Source organism: Campylobacter concisus (assembly GCF_002913945.1).
In the GTDB taxonomy this organism is placed as follows: Bacteria; Campylobacterota; Campylobacteria; order Campylobacterales; family Campylobacteraceae; genus Campylobacter_A; species Campylobacter_A concisus_P.
Genome location: NZ_POZK01000022.1, coordinates 1 through 18,507, shown reverse-complemented (window position 1 = coordinate 18,507; position 18,507 = coordinate 1). Strand labels below are relative to the sequence as shown.

The 18,507-nt window shown below is 37.8% G+C and carries 18 protein-coding genes; 13 read left to right on the top strand and 5 right to left on the bottom strand.

The features are described from left to right. Positions 1–11: 11 nt before the first annotated feature. Genes CYP64_RS05085 through rarD (CYP64_RS05075) form a run of 3 tightly spaced genes read right to left on the bottom strand, consistent with a single transcriptional unit; the run spans position 12 to position 2,215 of the window. A complete protein-coding gene (locus CYP64_RS05085) occupies positions 12–464 on the bottom strand; it encodes an aryl-sulfate sulfotransferase (protein ID WP_103648918.1) in 453 nt (150 codons plus the stop codon). Further along, on the bottom strand, positions 457–1,311 hold the full coding sequence (rarD, locus tag CYP64_RS05080; protein ID WP_258032961.1) for an EamA family transporter RarD: 855 nt from the start codon (positions 1,309–1,311) through the stop codon (positions 457–459). The genes CYP64_RS05085 and rarD (CYP64_RS05080) overlap by 8 nt, the downstream gene beginning before the upstream one ends. Positions 1,312–1,327: 16 nt before the next feature. Then, positions 1,328–2,215, bottom strand: coding sequence for an EamA family transporter RarD (rarD, locus tag CYP64_RS05075; RefSeq protein WP_021091407.1), 888 nt, complete (start codon positions 2,213–2,215; stop codon positions 1,328–1,330). A gap of 144 nt (positions 2,216–2,359) precedes the next feature. Here rarD (CYP64_RS05075) and CYP64_RS05070 point away from each other — a divergent pair, with 144 nt between their 5' ends. The 12 genes from CYP64_RS05070 (at position 2,360) to lpxD (ending at position 14,886) form a co-directional block, all read left to right on the top strand. Further along, complete coding sequence (locus tag CYP64_RS05070; protein ID WP_103648916.1) at positions 2,360–3,700, top strand: class II 3-deoxy-7-phosphoheptulonate synthase; 1,341 nt, start codon at positions 2,360–2,362, stop codon at positions 3,698–3,700. Between the two features lie 24 nt (positions 3,701–3,724). Next, positions 3,725–4,681 carry an NAD(P)/FAD-dependent oxidoreductase gene (locus CYP64_RS05065; RefSeq protein ID WP_103648915.1) on the top strand — a complete coding sequence of 319 codons (957 nt, stop codon included), beginning with the start codon at positions 3,725–3,727 and terminating at the stop codon, positions 4,679–4,681. Positions 4,682–4,683: 2 nt separating this feature from the next. Further along, positions 4,684–6,936 carry a vesicular transport factor Uso1p gene (locus tag CYP64_RS05060; protein WP_103648914.1) on the top strand — a complete coding sequence of 751 codons (2,253 nt, stop codon included), beginning with the start codon at positions 4,684–4,686 and terminating at the stop codon, positions 6,934–6,936. Next, positions 6,933–7,640: a tRNA1(Val) (adenine(37)-N6)-methyltransferase gene (locus tag CYP64_RS05055; protein WP_103648913.1), complete on the top strand. Its 708-nt coding sequence runs from the start codon at positions 6,933–6,935 to the stop codon at positions 7,638–7,640. The genes CYP64_RS05060 and CYP64_RS05055 overlap by 4 nt, the downstream gene beginning before the upstream one ends. Further along, positions 7,637–8,002, top strand: coding sequence for a YkgJ family cysteine cluster protein (locus tag CYP64_RS05050; RefSeq protein ID WP_021091298.1), 366 nt, complete (start codon positions 7,637–7,639; stop codon positions 8,000–8,002). Before CYP64_RS05055 ends, CYP64_RS05050 begins: the two co-directional genes overlap by 4 nt. After that, the gene (locus tag CYP64_RS05045) at positions 7,981–9,246 is read left to right on the top strand and encodes a tetratricopeptide repeat protein (RefSeq protein WP_103648912.1); all 1,266 of its coding nucleotides are present in this window, start codon (positions 7,981–7,983) and stop codon (positions 9,244–9,246) included. The genes CYP64_RS05050 and CYP64_RS05045 overlap by 22 nt, the downstream gene beginning before the upstream one ends. After that, entirely contained in the window at positions 9,243–10,028 is a 786-nt protein-coding gene (trpC, locus tag CYP64_RS05040) for an indole-3-glycerol phosphate synthase TrpC (protein WP_103648911.1), read from the top strand. The genes CYP64_RS05045 and trpC overlap by 4 nt, the downstream gene beginning before the upstream one ends. Further along, positions 10,028–10,510 carry an HIT family protein gene (locus tag CYP64_RS05035; RefSeq protein ID WP_072594287.1) on the top strand — a complete coding sequence of 161 codons (483 nt, stop codon included), beginning with the start codon at positions 10,028–10,030 and terminating at the stop codon, positions 10,508–10,510. Before trpC ends, CYP64_RS05035 begins: the two co-directional genes overlap by 1 nt. After that, positions 10,497–11,504, top strand: a complete 1,008-nt coding sequence (gene mnmH / locus CYP64_RS05030) for a tRNA 2-selenouridine(34) synthase MnmH (RefSeq protein ID WP_103648910.1) — start codon at positions 10,497–10,499, stop codon at positions 11,502–11,504. The genes CYP64_RS05035 and mnmH overlap by 14 nt, the downstream gene beginning before the upstream one ends. Positions 11,505–11,774: 270 nt before the next feature. Next, positions 11,775–13,469, top strand: coding sequence for an acetolactate synthase large subunit (locus CYP64_RS05025; RefSeq protein ID WP_258032960.1), 1,695 nt, complete (start codon positions 11,775–11,777; stop codon positions 13,467–13,469). Between the two features lie 2 nt (positions 13,470–13,471). Further along, positions 13,472–13,933: an acetolactate synthase small subunit gene (gene ilvN / locus CYP64_RS05020; RefSeq protein ID WP_223154204.1), complete on the top strand. Its 462-nt coding sequence runs from the start codon at positions 13,472–13,474 to the stop codon at positions 13,931–13,933. After that, the gene (gene lpxD, locus CYP64_RS05015) at positions 13,933–14,886 is read left to right on the top strand and encodes a UDP-3-O-(3-hydroxymyristoyl)glucosamine N-acyltransferase (protein WP_103648908.1); all 954 of its coding nucleotides are present in this window, start codon (positions 13,933–13,935) and stop codon (positions 14,884–14,886) included. Before ilvN ends, lpxD begins: the two co-directional genes overlap by 1 nt. 148 nt (positions 14,887–15,034) lie before the next feature. On the opposite strand, the gene CYP64_RS05010 is transcribed toward lpxD, so the two are convergent. Both CYP64_RS05010 and pta read right to left on the bottom strand, forming a co-directional pair. Beyond that, positions 15,035–16,231 (bottom strand): acetate kinase, encoded by a 1,197-nt coding sequence (locus CYP64_RS05010; RefSeq protein ID WP_103648907.1) that lies wholly within the window; start codon positions 16,229–16,231, stop codon positions 15,035–15,037. A gap of 1 nt (position 16,232) precedes the next feature. After that, positions 16,233–17,600: a phosphate acetyltransferase gene (gene pta / locus CYP64_RS05005; RefSeq protein ID WP_103648906.1), complete on the bottom strand. Its 1,368-nt coding sequence runs from the start codon at positions 17,598–17,600 to the stop codon at positions 16,233–16,235. 68 nt (positions 17,601–17,668) lie between these two features. Here pta and flgH point away from each other — a divergent pair, with 68 nt between their 5' ends. Then, positions 17,669–18,376 carry a flagellar basal body L-ring protein FlgH gene (gene flgH / locus CYP64_RS05000; protein WP_021091364.1) on the top strand — a complete coding sequence of 236 codons (708 nt, stop codon included), beginning with the start codon at positions 17,669–17,671 and terminating at the stop codon, positions 18,374–18,376. Positions 18,377–18,507: the final 131 nt, after the last annotated feature.

Below are 18,507 nucleotides of genomic sequence, written 5' to 3'. Positions count from 1 at the left end.
TTGAGTTGATATCACAACCCATCAAATTCTTTCTTTAGTTCGTCTCTTAAGCTCTCGGCTTTGTTTTCGCCGTCTTTGAAATTTGCCCTTACAAAGTCATCAAGCTCGTCCAAGATCGCAAAGAGCTCGCTCTCCCAGTTTGCATTTTCTTGTTTTGTCAAAGTCTCTATCTTTTCTCTTATTTGCTCAAGCATATCAAGTAACTTATCCTTGTCGCCAGCCTCATTTAGCACATCTTCAAATAAAATATCTTGTCTTAAGCTGTTTATCTTTTTTAGGATAATGCTGCAAAATTTAGGATATTTTTCATTGTTGTTTAAGCTTTCTATAGCCTCTTGTGCTACTTTTTGGTAGGCCGGTACCGCCCCTTCTTCATCTAGCTTTTTAGTGAGTTTTTGTATCTGAAAATATAAGATGAGTGCTGCAAAAAATGCCAAAAGCAAGTAGATGGTTATGTTATTCATTTTTATTCCTTTTTGTAAATTTATTTATACTGATTATCGCAAGTGCAAGCCAAATAAGGCAAAACGAGACAATCTTGTAGCCGTCTAATGTTTCGCCAAAAATAAATACTGCACAAAGGATTGCTATGGTCGGTGAGATGTATTGCAAGTATCCGATGGTAGTTAAATTTATCCTTGTAGCGGCTGCGTTAAAAGCGACTAGTGGCACAATTGTAACGATACTTGAAGCAATCATTAAAAGCGAGTCGTTGTTAAAACCAAAGTGACTTTGTGAGTTAAAAACCAGCCATAAAACGTAGCCAAACGCAAATGGAAATATAAAGAGTGTTTCGATGAAAAGTCCGTTAAATGCACTAATCTTTGCCTTTTTTCTAACAACGCCGTAAAGTCCGAAGGATAGTGGCAAGATAATAGAAACTATCGGTAAGCCACCTTGAGAGTAAATTTGTATGCAGACAGCTATCAGCACAATGCAAACAGCTATGATACCACTTTTGCCAAGCTTCTCTTTAAAGATGATAACGCCAAGTAGCATGTTTATTAGAGGGTTGACAAAGTAGCCAAGGCTGGTATCAAGAATTTTGCCATTACCAACCGCATAGACATAAACGCCCCAGTTTATGGTGATAAAAATACCACTTAAAAATAGAGCCTTTAGCGAGCGGATATCTTTAAGAAGCGCAAAAATTTCGCCCATTTTGCCATTAATGCAAAGCACTGCCGCCATCAAGAAAAATGACCAGATGATCCTGTGGGCTAAAATTTCATAAGCATCGACATCTTTGCTAAAGAGGTTGAAATAAACCGCCAAAAACCCCCACATAAAAAAGGCGCTAAGCGCGAGAATAACGCCTTTTTGGCTCTCATTTAGTCTTGGTATTTTTGTCGCCTTTTATAGAATTTATACTATCTATCATCAAAAGTGTGACCGAGATGGCTAGGCAGATCATTAAAAAGTATGAGCTTTTCTCCAGTCTCTCGCCGATAGCAAATGAGACAAAAAGCATCATTATAGGCTCAAAATATGTAAGCAAACCTAGTACATTTATCGGCACGAGCGTGCTTGAGAGGATCTGGGCGATGAGGGCTATGCCGCTGATAGCACCAAGCAAGATGAGCAGATAGTAGATGTTTGGATTTTGGCTCATCACGTAGTTCATATCGGCTGTGAGCGCAAAATAAAATGAGAATAAAAACATAAAAATTATCTCTATAACAAAGCTTGAGAAATTTGCAAGGTTGTAGTACTTTCTAATGGCAAAATAGACTGGATAAAGGCAAAAAACTACAGCGCTCTCCCACGAGATGCCGCCGCTTAGTATAGCTGTGCTAAAGACGCCAAGGGCTGCAAAAAATATCGAGGCTAGCTTTGTTTTAGAGAGGTGCTCTTTAAAAAATATCCGTCCAAAAAGGACCATGACTATTGGCATGATGAGGTAGCCGATAGAGACTTTTAGCGCTGATCCGTTGCTTGGAGCCCAGAGATAGAGCCACATCTGAAATGAGACAATGAGCGAGGTAGCTAGTAAAACTAGTAAAATTTTAGGTTTTAGCTTTATTTTTAGAAGTAAAAATTTGAAATTTCGCTGCTGTTTTAACAAAAAAATGGCTGCGATGACAAAAGGCATGGCAAAGATCATGCGGTATCCAACAAGAGCTTGCGTGCTGATGGGGTTCATGAGCACTGACATGTAGTAGATGCAGTTAAACAAAACAGATGCCAAAAGCGAATAAAATATGCCTTTTATCATGAAAAAATTCTGCTCCTTTTTGGGTAAATTTAAAGTAGCGATTGTAGGCAAAATATCTTTAATAGCCCATTAATGGCTTTTATTTTTTAAGTTTGCCGTGATATAATCAGCGTCTAATTTAAGGCAAAAAAGATAGGAAAATAAATGACTTGGAACCGCGATAGCTGGAGAGAATTTAATATCTTGCAACAACCAAATTATCCAGATTTAAAAGAGCTTAAAGAGGTCGAAGAAAAATTAAAATCACTTCCTCCTTTGGTCTTTGCTGGCGAGGCTAGAAGTTTAAAAGAAGAACTTGCAAAAGTTTGCAATGGCGAGGCATTTTTGCTTCAAGGTGGCGACTGCGCTGAGAGCTTTACAAATTTTAATGCAAACAACATCAGAGATATGTTTAAGGTTTTACTTCAAATGGCGATAGTTTTAACCTTTGCTGGTGGCTATCCAGTGGTAAAAGTGGGCCGCGTGGCAGGGCAGTTTGCAAAGCCTAGAAGTAGCGATTTTGAAGAGATAAATGGCGTTAAGCTTCCAAGCTATAGAGGCGATATCATAAATGGCTTTGAATTTGACGAAAAGGCAAGAGTACCTGATCCAAAACGCATGATCGAGGCGTATTATCAAAGTGCATCTACGATGAACTTACTTAGAGCTTTTTCAAGAGGTGGTTTGGCCGACCTTCATCAAGTGCATAAGTGGAATTTAGGCTTTGTCAAAAAGCCAGAGATCGGCGAGAAATACGCAAAACTAGCTGATGAACTAACAAAGACGCTTTCTTTTATGGCAGCTTGTGGCATCACTTCAGCAAATACGCCAGTCATAAATCAAACCGCGGTTTATACATCTCACGAGGCACTTTTGCTACCTTATGAGGAGGCATTGACTAGGGTTGATAGTCTTAGCGGTGAGTGGTATGACTGCTCGGCTCATATGCTTTGGATAGGTGAAAGAACGCGTGGTATAAATGACGCTCACGTACATTTTTTAAGCGGCGTAAAAAATCCTATCGGTGTAAAGATCGGGCCAAGCGCAAAGGCTGAAGATGTCGTCGCTCTTGCAAATAAACTAAATCCAGAAAATGAAGCTGGCAGACTAAATGTGATAATCAGAATGGGCGCTGACAAGATAGGCGAAAATTTACCAAAAATTTTAAGAGAGCTAAAGCGAGAAGGGCTAAATATCGTTTATAGTATCGATCCGATGCATGGCAACACCGTAAAAACCTCAAATAACTACAAAACTCGCGAATTTGACAAGATAATAAGCGAAGTTAGAAGCTTTTTTGAAATTCATAAAGCTGAGGGTACAAGAGCTGGTGGCGTGCATCTTGAGATGACAGGCCAAGACGTGACTGAGTGCACGGGTGGGGCATTAAACATCACTGAAAGCTCGCTTGAGCAAAGATATGAAACACAATGTGATCCAAGACTAAATGCTGATCAGGCACTTGAGCTTGCTTTTTTGATGGCTGATCTGGTTAAAAAAGCTTAAAATTTATAAAATTTGGAGAAAAAGATGGTAAATGTTTATGACTTAATCGTTGTTGGTGGCGGACCTTGCGGGATTGCTAGCGTAGTTGAGGCAAAACGAAATGGCTTAAACAACATTTTGCTTCTTGAAAAAGGTGATAATCACAGCCAAACGATAAGAAAATTTTATAAAGATAATAAACGCGTAGATAAAGTGTATAAAGGGCAAGATAGCACGATACATGGTGTAGTTTCATTTGAGGATGGCACGAAAGAGAGCACGCTTGATTATTTTGACAAGCTGCTTGATACTGAAAAGATCGAAGCTTTTTTTAACTCTGAAGTAGAGAGCGTGAAAAAAGATGGAGAAAATTTTAAAGTAACTACCTCAAAAGCCGTCTATGAAGCTAAAAATGTGATGATATCAATTGGCAAAATGGGACGACCAAATAAGCCTGATTATAAAATCCCGCCTTCACTAAACGCGGTTGTAAATTTTAATCTTGATAGCTGTACAAACGGCGAAAAGGTGCTTGTCGTAGGTGGTGGAAACTCAGCAGTTGAGTATGCGATCGAGCTTTGCCAATACAATAAAACCACAATCGCTTATAGAAAAGATAATTTTAGCCGTGTAAATGAGACAAATTTAAGCGCACTTTGGGAGCTAGAAAAGCACGGTAAGATAAAAGTTAGGCTAAATCACGATATAAAAGAGATAGATAACGAATCAGGCAAAGTTAGAGTGCATTACGAAAATGGCAAAATTCGCGTTTATGACAGAGTTGTCTATGCAATAGGTGGCTCAAGTCCGGTTGATTTTTTACAAAAATGTCAGATAAAAATCGATGAAAAAGGCACTCCAATAGTTGATAGCAACTACCAAAGTAGCGTGCCAGGACTTTATGTGGGCGGTGACATCGTGCTAAAAAATGGCGGCTCAATAGTTGTTGCGCTAAATCACGCTCATCACGTCATAAAAGACATTTTAAAGGGCAAGGCATAAGCTTGATAAATAAAATTTTACTAGCTATTTTTTGTTTGATAGCTGGCTTTTGCCTATCGTTTTTTAAATCTCCAAAAGAAGATGAGACACCAAAAGATACTAATCAAACGATTTATTCTATAAATTTTGACAATTTACCGGAAGAAGAGAGACAAAAATATATCAGCAAAGACGATCTTTACGAATATGGCGGATATATAACTCCAAAAAGCTACATGCAAAATTTTACTGAGATTAGTGACTTAAATTTATCAAATAATGTAAATGAGCTCAAAGAGCAAGTTCGTGAGCTGAGCAAGAAAAATCAAATTTTAGCTGCTGATAATATCGATATTAGTGAGAAAAATTTAGATTTTATAAGCAAGATTTCAGAGTTGAAAAAAAATATTGAAAATGAAAAAAACGAAATAGTGGAGAAAAATCAAAAGACTCTAGGCGAGCTTGAGATGCAACACTTCGAAAATATCCAGACTTTAACAAAACGTCTAAATGAGGCTCAATCCGATATGATAGAGAGCTCAAAGGCATATGAAAAAAAGATAATCGACCTTGAAAACGCTATAAGCGAAGCCAAGAATAGCGATGAGAACAAGATAAAAGAGATCGAGGCAAATTTTAATAAATTTAAAGAAAATCTTGACGCAAATTTTACTGCACTAAAAGAGCAAAATATCGAATTAAACGCGTCTTTGACTCAAAGAGAAGCAATAATAAAAGAGTATGAAAATGCTCAAAAAGAAAAAGAGAAAAACGAAAAAAAGGAAATTTTGATCTTAAAAGAAGAGATCGAGCGAGTCAAAAATGATGCTAATGCTCAAAAATTTAGCCATGAAAAAGAGATAAATGCACTAACTGATGGCTTTGAGACACAAAAAAGTGTCATGGAAGATGAGCTTTCAAAAAAAGCAAATAAAATAATTGATCTAGAAGAAGCACTGGAGTCAAACAAAACCGCCTTAAAAGATAGAATTTATGAGCTTGATGAGATAAAGAAAAATCTAAACTCAAAGGACCTAGCAGTTGAAAACTACAATGGTAAAAATTTAGAGCTAAATGCCTCATTGGCAGCACTTCGTAAAAGTTTCGATGATCTAAAACAAAAAAATCTTAAAAGCGAACAGGATAATAAACTTGCAAATGAAAATATAAATTTACTTAAAAAAGAGCTTGAGCGAGCAAATACACTAAACAAAAAACTAGATAAACAAAATTTAGATGCAAATGCAAGCTTGGATGAGCTAAATAAAAAGCTAAATTTAAGCGAAGAGAGCCTTAAAAATGTGCGAGATGAGTTAAGAACGCTTGATGCAAAGACGAATAAATTTTTAAAAACCTTGTTTGAACAAAATCAAACCATCTCTTTACAGTCTCAAAAACTTAGCTCAAATGAGAGTGAGCTGAAAAATTTAAATACAAAGATAAACTCAAAAGATGAAAAGATAAAAGAGCTGGAAAATAATCTTACGCAAACTAGTCAAATGTTAGCTTCAAAGCAAAATGAGCTTGAGGTGCAAAAAAGGACACTAAAGATAGATATGCAAAACTATGAAATTTTGCGTCAGCAAATAAATATTTTGCAAAAAAAGATAGTTGACACTTCGACACTTTTAGCAGATAGCAACAACAGTGTTGGCAAAAATTTACTAAGCTTGCAAAATGAGCTTGAAAGCGCAAAACAAAAGCTAAACGAGAGCAATAAGACTATCGAACGGTTAAATTCTAAGATAAACGAGCTCAGTTCATCCGGCGCAAAGAGCAATACAGTAAATGCTCAAATCATTGAACTTCAAAAAGATATCGAGCAAAATTTAAATAGGCAAGATGAGCTTGAAAATGAAAATGTGAATTTAAAAAATATCTTGCAGGCGACAACTAAGCCAGAGACGCCAACAAAGCTAGTTTTGATCTCTAGCCTTGAGTGTGATGACATGGACGTAAAAGATAAGGTTAGCGTGATGTGTAAGAATAGAGTGAGCGAATTTTTGCAAAGATTTAACTCAAACTACCTTTATGAGATAATTCCGATCGTAGATAAGAAAAATTTTGTCATCCCGTCAAATGTGGCTCAAAGTATCAAAAAAGACGATCTTGGCAGGCTAAATAACTATGTAAATTATGGCGTTGGTAAAGAGCGTGCAAAGGCAGCAGCCGAGCTTATAAAAGAAGAATTTGGCGATTTTGCAAGGATCAGCTTTAGCTCCGAAGTGATCGTAAAAGATGTCACGCGTGGCTTTATCATCAAGGTTTATAGATGATCTTGGCTCAGCTAAAAAGTGGCTATCGCTACAACAGCGATACGCTGGTACTTTATGATTTTATAAGCTCAAGTTTGAAAAATTTTTCAGGCAGGATTTTAGACGTTGGCGCAGGGTGCGGAATACTTGGGCTTTTGCTTAAACGCGACTTTAAAAATTCTAGCCTAAGCTTGCTTGATATCTTACAAATAAATGGTGAAATTTCTAAATTTAATACCAGTAAGAACGGCTTGGAGGCAGAAATTATAAATGCTAATTTTGCAGATTTTAAAGATAGTGAGAAATTTGACCTCATCGTATCAAATCCACCATTTTATCACGAGGGTGCAAAGCAGAGCGAAGATGAGCATATAAAGGCTAGTAGATACACAAGCTCTTTGGGTCTAAAAGACTTTATAAGAGGTGTAAGCATAAATTTAAAACCTCACAAAAGAGCGTTTTTTTGCTATGCACCTGATGATCTTGGCCAGATCGTAATGTGTCTAAAAGAGTTTAAACTAAATTTAGTAAGCCTAAAATTTATTCATACAAAGGCTGATAAGCCAGCAAATTTAGCCTTGTTTGAGGTAAGAAATAATTCAAACTCAAAGCTAAAAATTTTGCCACCTTTGGTAATGAGCGAAAATGGCTCGAATACAAAAGAGGCAATTGAAATTTTTAAAAAAGCTGATACAAACAGCGTTGATTATCAGGGGCTAGCGTGAGGGTGCAAGGTTTTAGCTATGAGTTTGATGCCAGCTTTTGCGAGAGCTGTGGCGGTAAGTGTTGCACGGGAGAGAGTGGCTACATCTGGATAAATGAAGAAGAAATTTCAAAATTTTGTACCGCATTTCATATGAGTAAAGATGAGTTTGAAAAGCAGTTTTTAATAAGAGTTGGGCTAAGGTGTAGCATAAAAGAGAAGCCTTATGAAGATGGCTTTGCTTGTGTATTTTTTGATGAAAAAAATAAAAACTGCTCGGTTTATGAGCTAAGGCCACAGCAATGTAGGACTTTCCCGTTTTGGAATTATTTTAAAAAAAATTTAAAGGAGCTAAAAGCAGAATGTATTGGCGTAAAATTTTAGTATTTTTTATGAGCGTATTTTTTAACTCGCAGCTACTTTTGGCTGACGATAATAAAAGTATAAATTTACGTCTAATGCAGGCTTTATTGTTTCAAGATAGCGGAGATGTGAATGCTAGCATTCAAGCTTACTCAAACATTTTTAAAGATACAAATCAAAAAGCTTATTTAAAAGAGGCGATCAAACTTGCCTTTGCTACAAAAAATGAAAATTTAGATGCTTTGATAAGTGAAGGCGAAAAAAGCTTAAAAGACGATAGCGATTTTATCCGTATAAAGGTGGCAAATTTAGTAAATCTTTCAAAGCTAAATGAGGCTAAAAGTTTAATGCAAGAGCTTGCTACAAAAGAGCCAAATGCTCAAAATTTACTCATGCTTGGCACTATTTGTATGATGCAAAATGAAACAACAACTGCACTAAAATACTTTGAAGAGGCATACTCGCTAAAGCAAGAAGAAGAAAATTTGCTCCGCATCGTTGATATTTTGATAAATCGCATGGATAAGATAAAAGACGCTACAAAATATCTTGAAAAATTTAAAGATGAACAAGGTTGTACGCTAAAGACTTGCGAACTTTTGGCTGAAATTTACTCCCAGCAAAGAAATTTCCCAAAAGTGATCGAACTCTTTGAAGAGCTTTATGAGCTAAATCACGATACTTCTTATCTTGATAAGATCGTGCAGTTTTTTATCTATGATAAAAATTACAAAGCAGCAATTGAAATTTTAAAAAAATATAGCTACAACGATATGGCGCTTATGGATCTTTATGCGGCGACTAGTAATTTTGGCGATGCATACATACTTGCTGTTAAAATTTATAACGATAGCAGGGATTTAAATTTTTTAGCAAAAGCCGCGATTTACGAATACGAAATGAATAAAGATACCTTGAACGAACAAAAAATGGCTGAAATTTTAGATAAATTTGAAGCTAGCGTGCCAAAGCTAGAAAATGATATGTTTTTTAACTATTATGGCTACTTGCTGATAGACCATGACATTGATCCTAGAAAGGGTATAGAGCTTGTGCAAAGGGCACTTGCTATCTCGCCTGAGTCACCTTATTATGAGGATTCGCTAGCGTGGGGATATTTTAAGCTTGGTGAGTGCAAAAAGGCAAAAAGCATTATGCAGCATGCGATGAAAGATGTTGATTTTAGGACTTCAAAAGAGGCAAAAGAGCATTTGCACCTAATAGAGCGCTGTATAATAAATCTAAATAAAAGGCTTAAAAAATGATACTTGATGAGATAATAAAAAAAACTAAAGATGATCTTGAAAAAAGAAAAGCAGACTTCCCTGAGGAGTGGCTTGGCCGCTCGCTCGCGTACAATCCATACGTGCCAAGAGATGTTTTAAATGCACTTAGAGCAAGTCAAAATGAGCCGATAAAAATCATAGCTGAGATCAAAAAAGCAAGCCCAAGTAAGGGTGTGATAAGAGAGGATTTTGAGCCTATAAAGATCGCTCAGGAATACGAGCCATACGCAAATGCCTTTAGTATCTTGACTGAGCCACATTGGTTTAAAGGCAGCATCGAGTATATCACTCAAGTTAGGCGCTACGCCTCAAGGCCGATCCTTAGAAAAGACTTTATTATTGATAAGTATCAAATTCTTGAAGCTCTTGTTTATGGGGCAGACTTTATCCTACTTATAGCCAAGGCACTAACACAAGGCGAGCTAAAAGAGCTTTTAGACTACGCTTATCATTTAGGTCTTGAAGTTTTGGTTGAAACTCACGATGCAAGCGATGTGAAAAAGGCTATCTTTGCAGGAGCAAATATAATAGGCATAAATCATAGAAATTTAGATGATTTTACGATGGATATGAGCCTTTGTGAGAAGCTCATACCACTTTTGCCAAATGGCAAGATAATAGTCGCTGAAAGCGGTCTTTACGAGCATGAACAGCTTAGAGAGCTAAGCAAAATAGGCGTAGATGCTTTCTTGATAGGAGAGCATTTTATGAGGCAAGACGATATAAAAAATGCCGTCAAAAAGATAAAGGAGGGTGAGTAATGCAGCACCTTTGTGCCCCTTGGAGAAGTGAATACTTTAGCGCTAAAAAAGATAGTTGTGTTTTTTGTGATGTTGTAAACTCAGATGATGATGATAAAAATGGTGTGCTTTTTCGAGCTAAACATTGTTTTGGGATTATGAATTTATATCCGTATTCTCCAGGGCATTTTATGATAATACCAAATCAGCATACCGATAAGATCGAAGAGCTTGATGAGCAGACTTGGTTTGAGATGAGTAAATTTGTAAGGCTTGGAGTTGAAATTTTAAAAAAAGAGCTTTATGCTAATGGTGTAAATATAGGTATGAATTTAGGCAAGGCAGCGGGAGCCGGGATAGCTGAGCATGTGCATTATCACCTTGTACCAAGGTGGAGCGGAGATACAAATTTTATAACCACCATCTCTGATGTGAGAGTAAATGGCACGCCATTTCATCCACTTTTTGAGAAACTAAAAAAGGCATTTAGTGCCGTTATTTGAGCTTGATGTAGAGCAGTGGCTAGAGAAAAGAAGCTCTTTTGAAATTTTAATAGACGCAAGATCGCCACATGAATTTTTATATTCTCACATAAAAGATGCCATAAATTTATATGCTTTAAATGATGCAGAACATAAAGAGATAGGCACACTCTATAAAAGCGATAGATCCCTGGCAAAGAGCCTTGGTGCAAAATATATCTGCAAAAATTTACAAAATATCATTGATGAGGTTTATAAAAGAGCCAAGGTTGGTTCAGCTATTGGCATCTACTGCGCTAAAGGCGGGCTTAGATCAAATTCTGTTGGCTATGTGCTAAGCATGATAGGATATAGAGTTTTTAGACTTAGTGGTGGCTATAAAGCTTATAGAAATCACGTTTTAGAATTTCTAAATCGACCTTTGAGTACAAAATTTATCACTCTTTTTGGAAATACTGGCTGCTATAAAAGCAAGCTTATAAGGACTCTAAGCCCGTCAATAGACCTTGAAGCTATGGCAAATCATTTAGGCTCTGTCTTTGGGGCGATAAATGGCGCGCAGCCAAGCCAAAAAAGCTTAGAAGATGCGTTGTTTGAAAAGCTCATCACGCTAGAAGATAAAATTTGCTTTATTGAGGGAGAGAGTAGAAGAATAGGCTCATTAAGTTTGCCAAAGAGCCTTTATGAGGCGATGCGTAGTGGCATAAATGTCGAAGTGAGCGCAAGTTTAGAAAAAAGAATTTCTTGTATAGTAGATGACTATAAAAGTGTGGATAAAGCCTTTTTTGACGAGTGCATGAAGAAAATTTCACCATTTATCGATAAAAAAGCTAGAGATGAAGCTGTGGTTAAATTTAATGAAAATGACATTGCTAAAGTGGCTGAAATTTTACTCACAAAATACTACGATAAAGTCTATAAGAAAAATGAAAATATTAATGTTTTTATAAATTCTGATAACTTTGACGAGGCTGTTAAAAAGCTAAATGATATAAAAAATGAAGTAAAATTTTAGGCTTATTTCAATTAAAAAATTAAGCCTAAAATTTATACAAATGAGTTTTAGCTCTTAAAATTTTATAGTCTTTGCTCACTTAAATTTATCAATTTTACTAAAAATAATATGTTTAATTTTATGTAAAATATTTTGTATTATTTTTCTAAACTAGTTAAAAATTTTTCAAGAAAATCAAAGCAATACCTAAATTTCGCTAGAAAGTTAAAATGGATTTAAAATGCTTTGGGATATAATTTGCGATAAATTTATCAAAAGGCTAAAGTGATGATAAAACAAATTTCTGGTTCACAGATGATAAGCGAGGCCTTGCACGAAGAGGGCGTTGAGATAGTTTTTGGCTATCCTGGCGGTGCAGCTTTAAATATCTACGACGAAACATATAAGCAGACTTATTTCAAACACGTTTTGGTTCGCCACGAGCAAGCAGCCGTTCACGCGGCCGATGGATACGCTAGGGTTAGTGGTAAAGTTGGCGTTGCTTTTGTGACAAGTGGCCCTGGCTTTACAAATGCAGTCACTGGCCTTGCAACAGCTTATAGCGATAGTATTCCGATCGTGCTTATAAGCGGCCAGGTGCCAACATTTATGATCGGTACAGATGCTTTTCAAGAGATCGATGCGGTTGGCATTTCACGCCCCTGTGTTAAGCATAACTTTTTAGTTAATAGCGTCGAAGAGCTACCTCGTATCATAAAAGAGGCCTTTTATATCGCAAGATCAGGCCGCCAAGGACCAGTTCATATCGATATCCCAAAAAATATCACATCAAGACTTGGAGATTTTGTATACCCAAAAGAAATTTCTATTCCAAGTTACAAACCGACCTATAAGGGCAACTCAAAACAGATAAAAAAAGCAGCAGTTGCGATAAACGAAGCTAAAAGGCCGCTTTTATACATCGGTGGCGGTGCGATCGCATCAAATGCAAGCGAGATCATACGTAAATTTATGAAAAAAACTGGTATTCCAGCGGTTGAGACACTGATGGCTCTTGGTGTGCTTGATGCAAAAGATGAGCTAAATTTAGGCATGGCGGGCATGCATGGTAGCTACGCTTCAAATATGGCACTTAGCGAGTGCGACCTTCTCATCTCGCTTGGAGCTAGGTTTTGTGACAGGATCACTGGCAGGACGGACGAGTTTGCCAAACATGCAAAGATAATTCACATAGATATCGATCCAAGCTCTATCTCAAAGATCATAAATGCTCACTATCCAATCGTTGGCGATCTTACAAACGTGCTAACTGAGCTTTATGAAGAAGTCAATGCAAAGCCTGAAAACTACGCACCTTGGAGAGAAATTTTAGGTAGATACTCAAAGCTAAATCCTCTAAGCTATACAGATAGTGACACAGTTTTAAAACCGCAATGGGTCATCGAAGAGACCGCAAAGATAGCAGGAGCTGATGCGATAATCTCAACAGACGTCGGACAGCACCAAATGTGGGTGGCGCAGTTTTATCCGTTTAACCGAGCAAGACAGCTTGTCACAAGTGGCGGACTTGGTACAATGGGATACGGCCTCCCTGCAGCGATCGGCGCAAAATGTGCAAAACCAGACAATCTTGTTATAAATTTTACAGGTGATGGCTCAATACTTATGAATATCCAAGAGTTAATGACTGCTCATGAGATAAATATGCCTGTTATAAACATCATTTTAAACAACAACTTCTTAGGCATGGTTCGTCAGTGGCAGACATTTTTCTATGAAAAACGCTACTCATCGACTGATCTTAGCTTGCAGCCTGATTTTGTAAAGATCGCTGAGGGATTTGGTGGTGTTGGCTTTGTTTGCAAGAGCAAAGATGAGTTTAGAAAGGCTCTAAAAGAAGCGATCGATAGTAAAAAATCAGCGATGATCGACGTTAGGATCGACCGCTTTGAGGACGTACTTCCTATGGTTCCAGCTGGAGCTGCGATTTATAATATGATATTAAAGAGCAAGGAAGAAAAATGAGTATCAGAAGAACGATTTCGGTTATAGTTTTAAATGAACACGGCGTTTTAGCTAGAATTTCTGGGCTTTTTGCGGGCAGGGGCTACAATATTGACACGCTTACAGTTGCTCCAATACCTGAGAGCAACTTCTCAAGACTGAGCATCGTAACTAGTGGTGACGAGAGAGTTTTAGAGCAGATCGTAAAACAGCTTCACAAGCTCATACCAACGTATAAAGTCATAGAAAGTGGCGAATTTGTCGAAAAAGAGATGGCACTCGTAAAAATTCCACTTGGTGAAAATTTTGCCGGTCTTGAGGCGATACTAAAGTCGTACAATGGTATCGTTACAAATACAAATGAAAACTACATCGTTGTCATGGTGGCTGACGATGCGAGTAGGATCGAGAGCTTTTTAAAATCAATAAAGAAATTTAACCCAGTTGACGTCGTACGCGGCGGATCTGTGATAATGGATATATGATGAAACTAAGTGAAATAGCCTCAAAAGTAAATGCTACTTTTAGCGGAGAAGATATAGAAATTTTTGCCTTAAATTCTTTAAAAAATGCAAATAAAGCTGAGCTAACATATTGCGACGGCGAGAAGAATGCAAAATTTATAAGCACATCAAACGCTGGAGCCATATTGGTGACAAAATCGCTTTTAGACTTGGTGCCAGCTGGTATGGTCGCACTTGTGTGTGATAACCCGCACCTTGCATTTGCCTTGCTTAGTAAAGATTATGCTAAGCCACTTTTTTGTGAGCTAAAGCCATCAAATATCGCCAAGAGTGCAAAGATAATGCCAAATGTCTATATCGGCTCAAATGTGAGCGTGGGCGAAAATACGGTAGTAATGGCTGGAGCATTTTTGGGTGATAATGTGACTATTGGCAAAAACTGTATCATCCATCCAAATGTTGTTATTTATAATGATTGTGTGGTGGGCAATGAGTGTCACTTACTAGCAAACTGCGTGATCGGAAGTGATGGCTTTGGCTATGCACACACAAAAACTGGTGAGCATGTGAAAATTTATCACAATGGCAATGTTGTTTTGGGCGATTATGTCGAGATCGGTGCTTGCACGACGATAGATCGTGGTGTCTTTGAGAGCACAATGATCGCAAACTACACAAAGATAGACAACCTCGTTCAAATAGGCCACAACTGCGAGCTTGGAAACGGCTGCCTTATCGTCTCACAAACTGGCCTTGCTGGCTCAACAGTGCTAGGCAGAAACGTCGTCATGGGCGGGCAAAGTGGCTCGACCGGACATGTGAGTGTCGGAGACTTCGCACAGATCGCAGCACGTGGTGGTGTTAGTAAAAATTTACTAGGTGGTAAAAAATACGCCGGAGCTTATCCGATAATGGAGCTTTCGGAGCAGTTTAAACTTCAAGCAAAAATTTTGAGATTTTTTAAGAAAAATTAATTGCAAGCTTTTGCGGCTTAAAATCGCAAAAGCTTTTTATCTAGTAGTATAAAAATAATGCTAATTCTATTTTAAAACGAGCTAGGTTTAAAATTTATGTATCAAATCTAGCAAAACACAAATTAGCTATTTTATTTTAAATTTCTATTTATTTGGCTTTGCTCTCTTTTATTACTCTAGCCGTTTCTATTGCGATTTCTAGCTCTTCGTTTGTTGGGATGATGAGCGTTTTTATCTTAGCGTCATCCCCGTCTATACATCTCTCGCCTCGCATGTCTTGGAAATTTAGATCGTGATTTATGTGAATGCCAAGATGCTTTAGTTCATCACAAATTTTTTGCCTTGTATTTGGTGCATTTTCGCCGATACCGCCAGTAAATATAAGTGCATCAACGCGTCCTAAAATGGCGTAATATGAGCCAATATATTTTTTTACTCGGTAGCAAAACATCTCAAAAGCAAGCTTAGCTCGCTCATCGTTTTGCATTTTAGCCACAACCTCTCTCATGTCACTTGAGCCACAAATTCCAAAAAGTCCGCTTTTTTTGTTTAAAAAGTTATCGATCTCGTTCCACTTTAAAACGCCGATATTTAGCAAGTAAATGACCACAGCTGGGTCCATATCGCCGCTTCTTGTGCCCATTATGAGTCCTTCAAGTGGGCTAAGTCCCATCGAGGTATCGATACTTTTGCCATTTTGTACTGCACAGGCTGAGGCGCCGTTGCCTAAGTGAAGCGAGATAGCGTTAAATTTATCAAATTCTATGCCAAGCATTTTGGCCGCTTGCTTACAAACATATCTATGTGATGTGCCATGAAAGCCGTATTTTCTGATGTGATGAGTTTTGCAAACGTCATAAGGTAGAGCGTAGCGGTAGGCGTACTCTGGCATACTTTGATGAAATACCGTGTCAAAAACGACCACGTGAGGTACATTTTTGCTCTCTTTCATTGCGTTTTTAATGCCTGCTAGATGCCCTGGATTGTGAAGTGGGGCAAGCGGACTTATCTCCTCGATCTTTTTGATGACGCTCTCATCAACGATCATCGAGCTAAAAAAGCTCTCGCCACCGTGAACTATCCTGTGTCCGATACCATCAAGTTCACTTAGATCGTGCAAGGTGTGTGAAGTGATAAAGAGCTCGTTCATCGCCTCAAGTCCGTCATGGTGGTCTTTTATGAAGCGTTTTATCTCGTAGGTTTCGCCATTTGCTTTTAGTACCGCCCTTGAGCTGGAGCTACCGATTTGCTCGACTAGACCGCTTGCTAGACTGGTTTTGGTATCCATTGCAAAAAGTTGAAATTTTATTGAGCTACTACCCGAGTTTAAAACCAAAATTCTCATATTATTCTCCTGCTTGTATGGCGCTGATTAAGATAGTATTTACCACGTCTTCAACGAGGCAACCGCGGCTTAGGTCATTAACTGGCTTTTTTATTCCTTGAAGTATCGGACCCACAGCTAGGGCGTTTGCACTTCGCCGAACCGCTTTATAGCAGATGTTTCCGCAGTTTAAATTTGGAAAGATAAAGACATTTGCATGCCCAGCTACCTCTGAGTTTGGCATCTTTTTACTAGCCACGCTTAGATCAACTGCTGCATCAAACTGAATAGGTGCTGCAATTTTTAAATTTACATCAAGCTCGCTAGCTTTTTTAGCAGCTTCTTTTATAAATTCTACATCAGGCCCACTTCCACTATCAGCCGTAGAGTAGCTTAGCATAGCGATCTTTGGACTAATACCAAAGGCACTTGCCGTTTGAGCACTACTTAGCGTGATACTAGCTAGCTCATCTGCGCTTGGATTTGGCGTGACGGCGCAGTCAGCAAAGAGCAAAATTTCTTCTTCAAGCGCCATAAAAAATGCCCCACTTACCACACTTACATTTGGCTTTGTTTTTATTATCTGCAAGGCTGGGCGGATTGTATCAGCCGTGCTCATTGTAGCACCACTTACCAAGGCATCAGCTATGCCTTCATGAATTAGCATCGTAGCAAAGTAAATTTTATCTTTAGCAAGTGCGTTTGCCTTGACTTCGTCCACGCCTTTATGCTTTCTAAGCTCATAAATTTTCTTTGCAAATTCTTTTGTTAGCTCATTTTGTTCTGGATTGATCACTTTGGCTTTGCTTAAATTTAGTCCCAAAGCGGCCGCTTTTTTTGAAATTTCATCTTCAAGTCCTAGCAAGATGATATTTGCCGCACCTTTTTCTAGCACGATGTGAGCTGCTTTTAAAATTCTCTCATCGTCGCTCTCTGGTAAAACAACGGTCTTGTTTGCTACTTTGGCCCTTTTTAGAAGCAAGCTTTGAAATTTAAATGGTGTGATTATGTCAGCCTTGTAGCTCAAAATTTCATCAAAATCATCGGTTATTAGAAGCTTTGAGTTTGGATTTAGCGCTTTTAGCTCGCTTGCGTTTTCATCAAAAACTGGTGCGTTTAAATTTCTAGCTAGCTTTAAATTTAGCTCGCTTTTGCCAAAGACACTAAAGCTCTCACAGCCAAGGACTATGACAAAGTCGCTTTTGGCTTTTAGCTCTTCAAATTTATCTATAAATTTAAGAAAAAATTCTTTTTCATTTGAATTTATTAAGTTATTTTTATCGTTTTCATCTGGGATTATCTTAAAAATCTCAACTTTTTTGAATTTTGTAGCTATAATTTCTTGCAGATGTGCTAAATTTTTGTCTGTAAAAACGTAACAACTTTTCATTTGCGACCTTTTTAGGAACTTAAATTGCTTAATTTTAGCACAAAGATACTTATTTTAAGGCATTTTTTATGAATCATAAAACGATTTGGCTCGTCTTATCTGCGGGCATTATTTGCACTGGCTGCACACCAAGCGCTGATCCTCATATCAATATGAAACCCCCAGTTTATGTCGAGCAACTCCCTTCAAAAGATAGTGGCACCGGACAAAGTAACGCCGGCAGTCTCTTTGGAAAGGGCGAGAATCCTCTTTTTTCAGATAGAAAAGCGATGAATGTAAATGATATCGTGACTATCGTCATCTCAGAAAATGCAAGCCAAACTTCAACTGGTAGCAAAAGCACAAATAAAGATAGCACCATTTCGCTTGGTGGCGGTGTTTTCACAGCTGGGGCTGCACCGCTTTCAACTGTGGCTGATAATCTAAACAAATACGGCGACATAGGCTTTAAAGCAGGTGGTGGCAATAAATTTACAGGAAGTGGCACGAGCAATAGAAGCGAGAAATTTACCGCAACCATTTCAGCCAGGATCATAAAAATACTAAATAATGGCAATTACTTTATCGAGGGTAGCCGTGAGCTACTTATAAACGGCGAAAAGCAGATCATGCAAGTAAGCGGTGTCATCAGACCTTACGACATCTCACAAAACAACGAAATCGACTCAAAATACATAGCTGATGCCAAAATTTTATATAAAACAGAGGGCGAGCTAGACAAATCTACCAAAAAACCTTGGGGCACAAGGCTTATGGAAGCTATCTGGCCATTTTAATGCAACTTTAAAAGCCTAAATTTCATCCATTTGGGCTTTTAAAAATTCATATCTCAAAAATTTCTCTCGCCTTAAATATGCTAAATTTTTAAAAATCATTAAAAATTATAGTTGATATTTACTTTCAGAAT

Excerpts from the sequence above, each read along its gene's own strand:
- pta (WP_103648906.1), bottom strand. The coding sequence starts at position 17,600 with ATGAAAAGTTGTTACGTTTTTACAGACAAAAATTTAGCACATCTGCAA.
- CYP64_RS05055 (WP_103648913.1), top strand. The coding sequence starts at position 6,933 with ATGATCTTGGCTCAGCTAAAAAGTGGCTATCGCTACAACAGCGATACG.
- CYP64_RS05010 (WP_103648907.1), bottom strand. The coding sequence starts at position 16,231 with ATGAGAATTTTGGTTTTAAACTCGGGTAGTAGCTCAATAAAATTTCAA.
- CYP64_RS05035 (WP_072594287.1), top strand. The coding sequence starts at position 10,028 with ATGCAGCACCTTTGTGCCCCTTGGAGAAGTGAATACTTTAGCGCTAAA.
- flgH (WP_021091364.1), top strand. The coding sequence starts at position 17,669 with ATGAATCATAAAACGATTTGGCTCGTCTTATCTGCGGGCATTATTTGC.
- rarD (WP_021091407.1), bottom strand. The coding sequence starts at position 2,215 with ATGATAAAAGGCATATTTTATTCGCTTTTGGCATCTGTTTTGTTTAAC.
- trpC (WP_103648911.1), top strand. The coding sequence starts at position 9,243 with ATGATACTTGATGAGATAATAAAAAAAACTAAAGATGATCTTGAAAAA.
- lpxD (WP_103648908.1), top strand. The coding sequence starts at position 13,933 with ATGAAACTAAGTGAAATAGCCTCAAAAGTAAATGCTACTTTTAGCGGA.
- CYP64_RS05085 (WP_103648918.1), bottom strand. The coding sequence starts at position 464 with ATGAATAACATAACCATCTACTTGCTTTTGGCATTTTTTGCAGCACTC.
- CYP64_RS05045 (WP_103648912.1), top strand. The coding sequence starts at position 7,981 with ATGTATTGGCGTAAAATTTTAGTATTTTTTATGAGCGTATTTTTTAAC.
- CYP64_RS05065 (WP_103648915.1), top strand. The coding sequence starts at position 3,725 with ATGGTAAATGTTTATGACTTAATCGTTGTTGGTGGCGGACCTTGCGGG.
- CYP64_RS05070 (WP_103648916.1), top strand. The coding sequence starts at position 2,360 with ATGACTTGGAACCGCGATAGCTGGAGAGAATTTAATATCTTGCAACAA.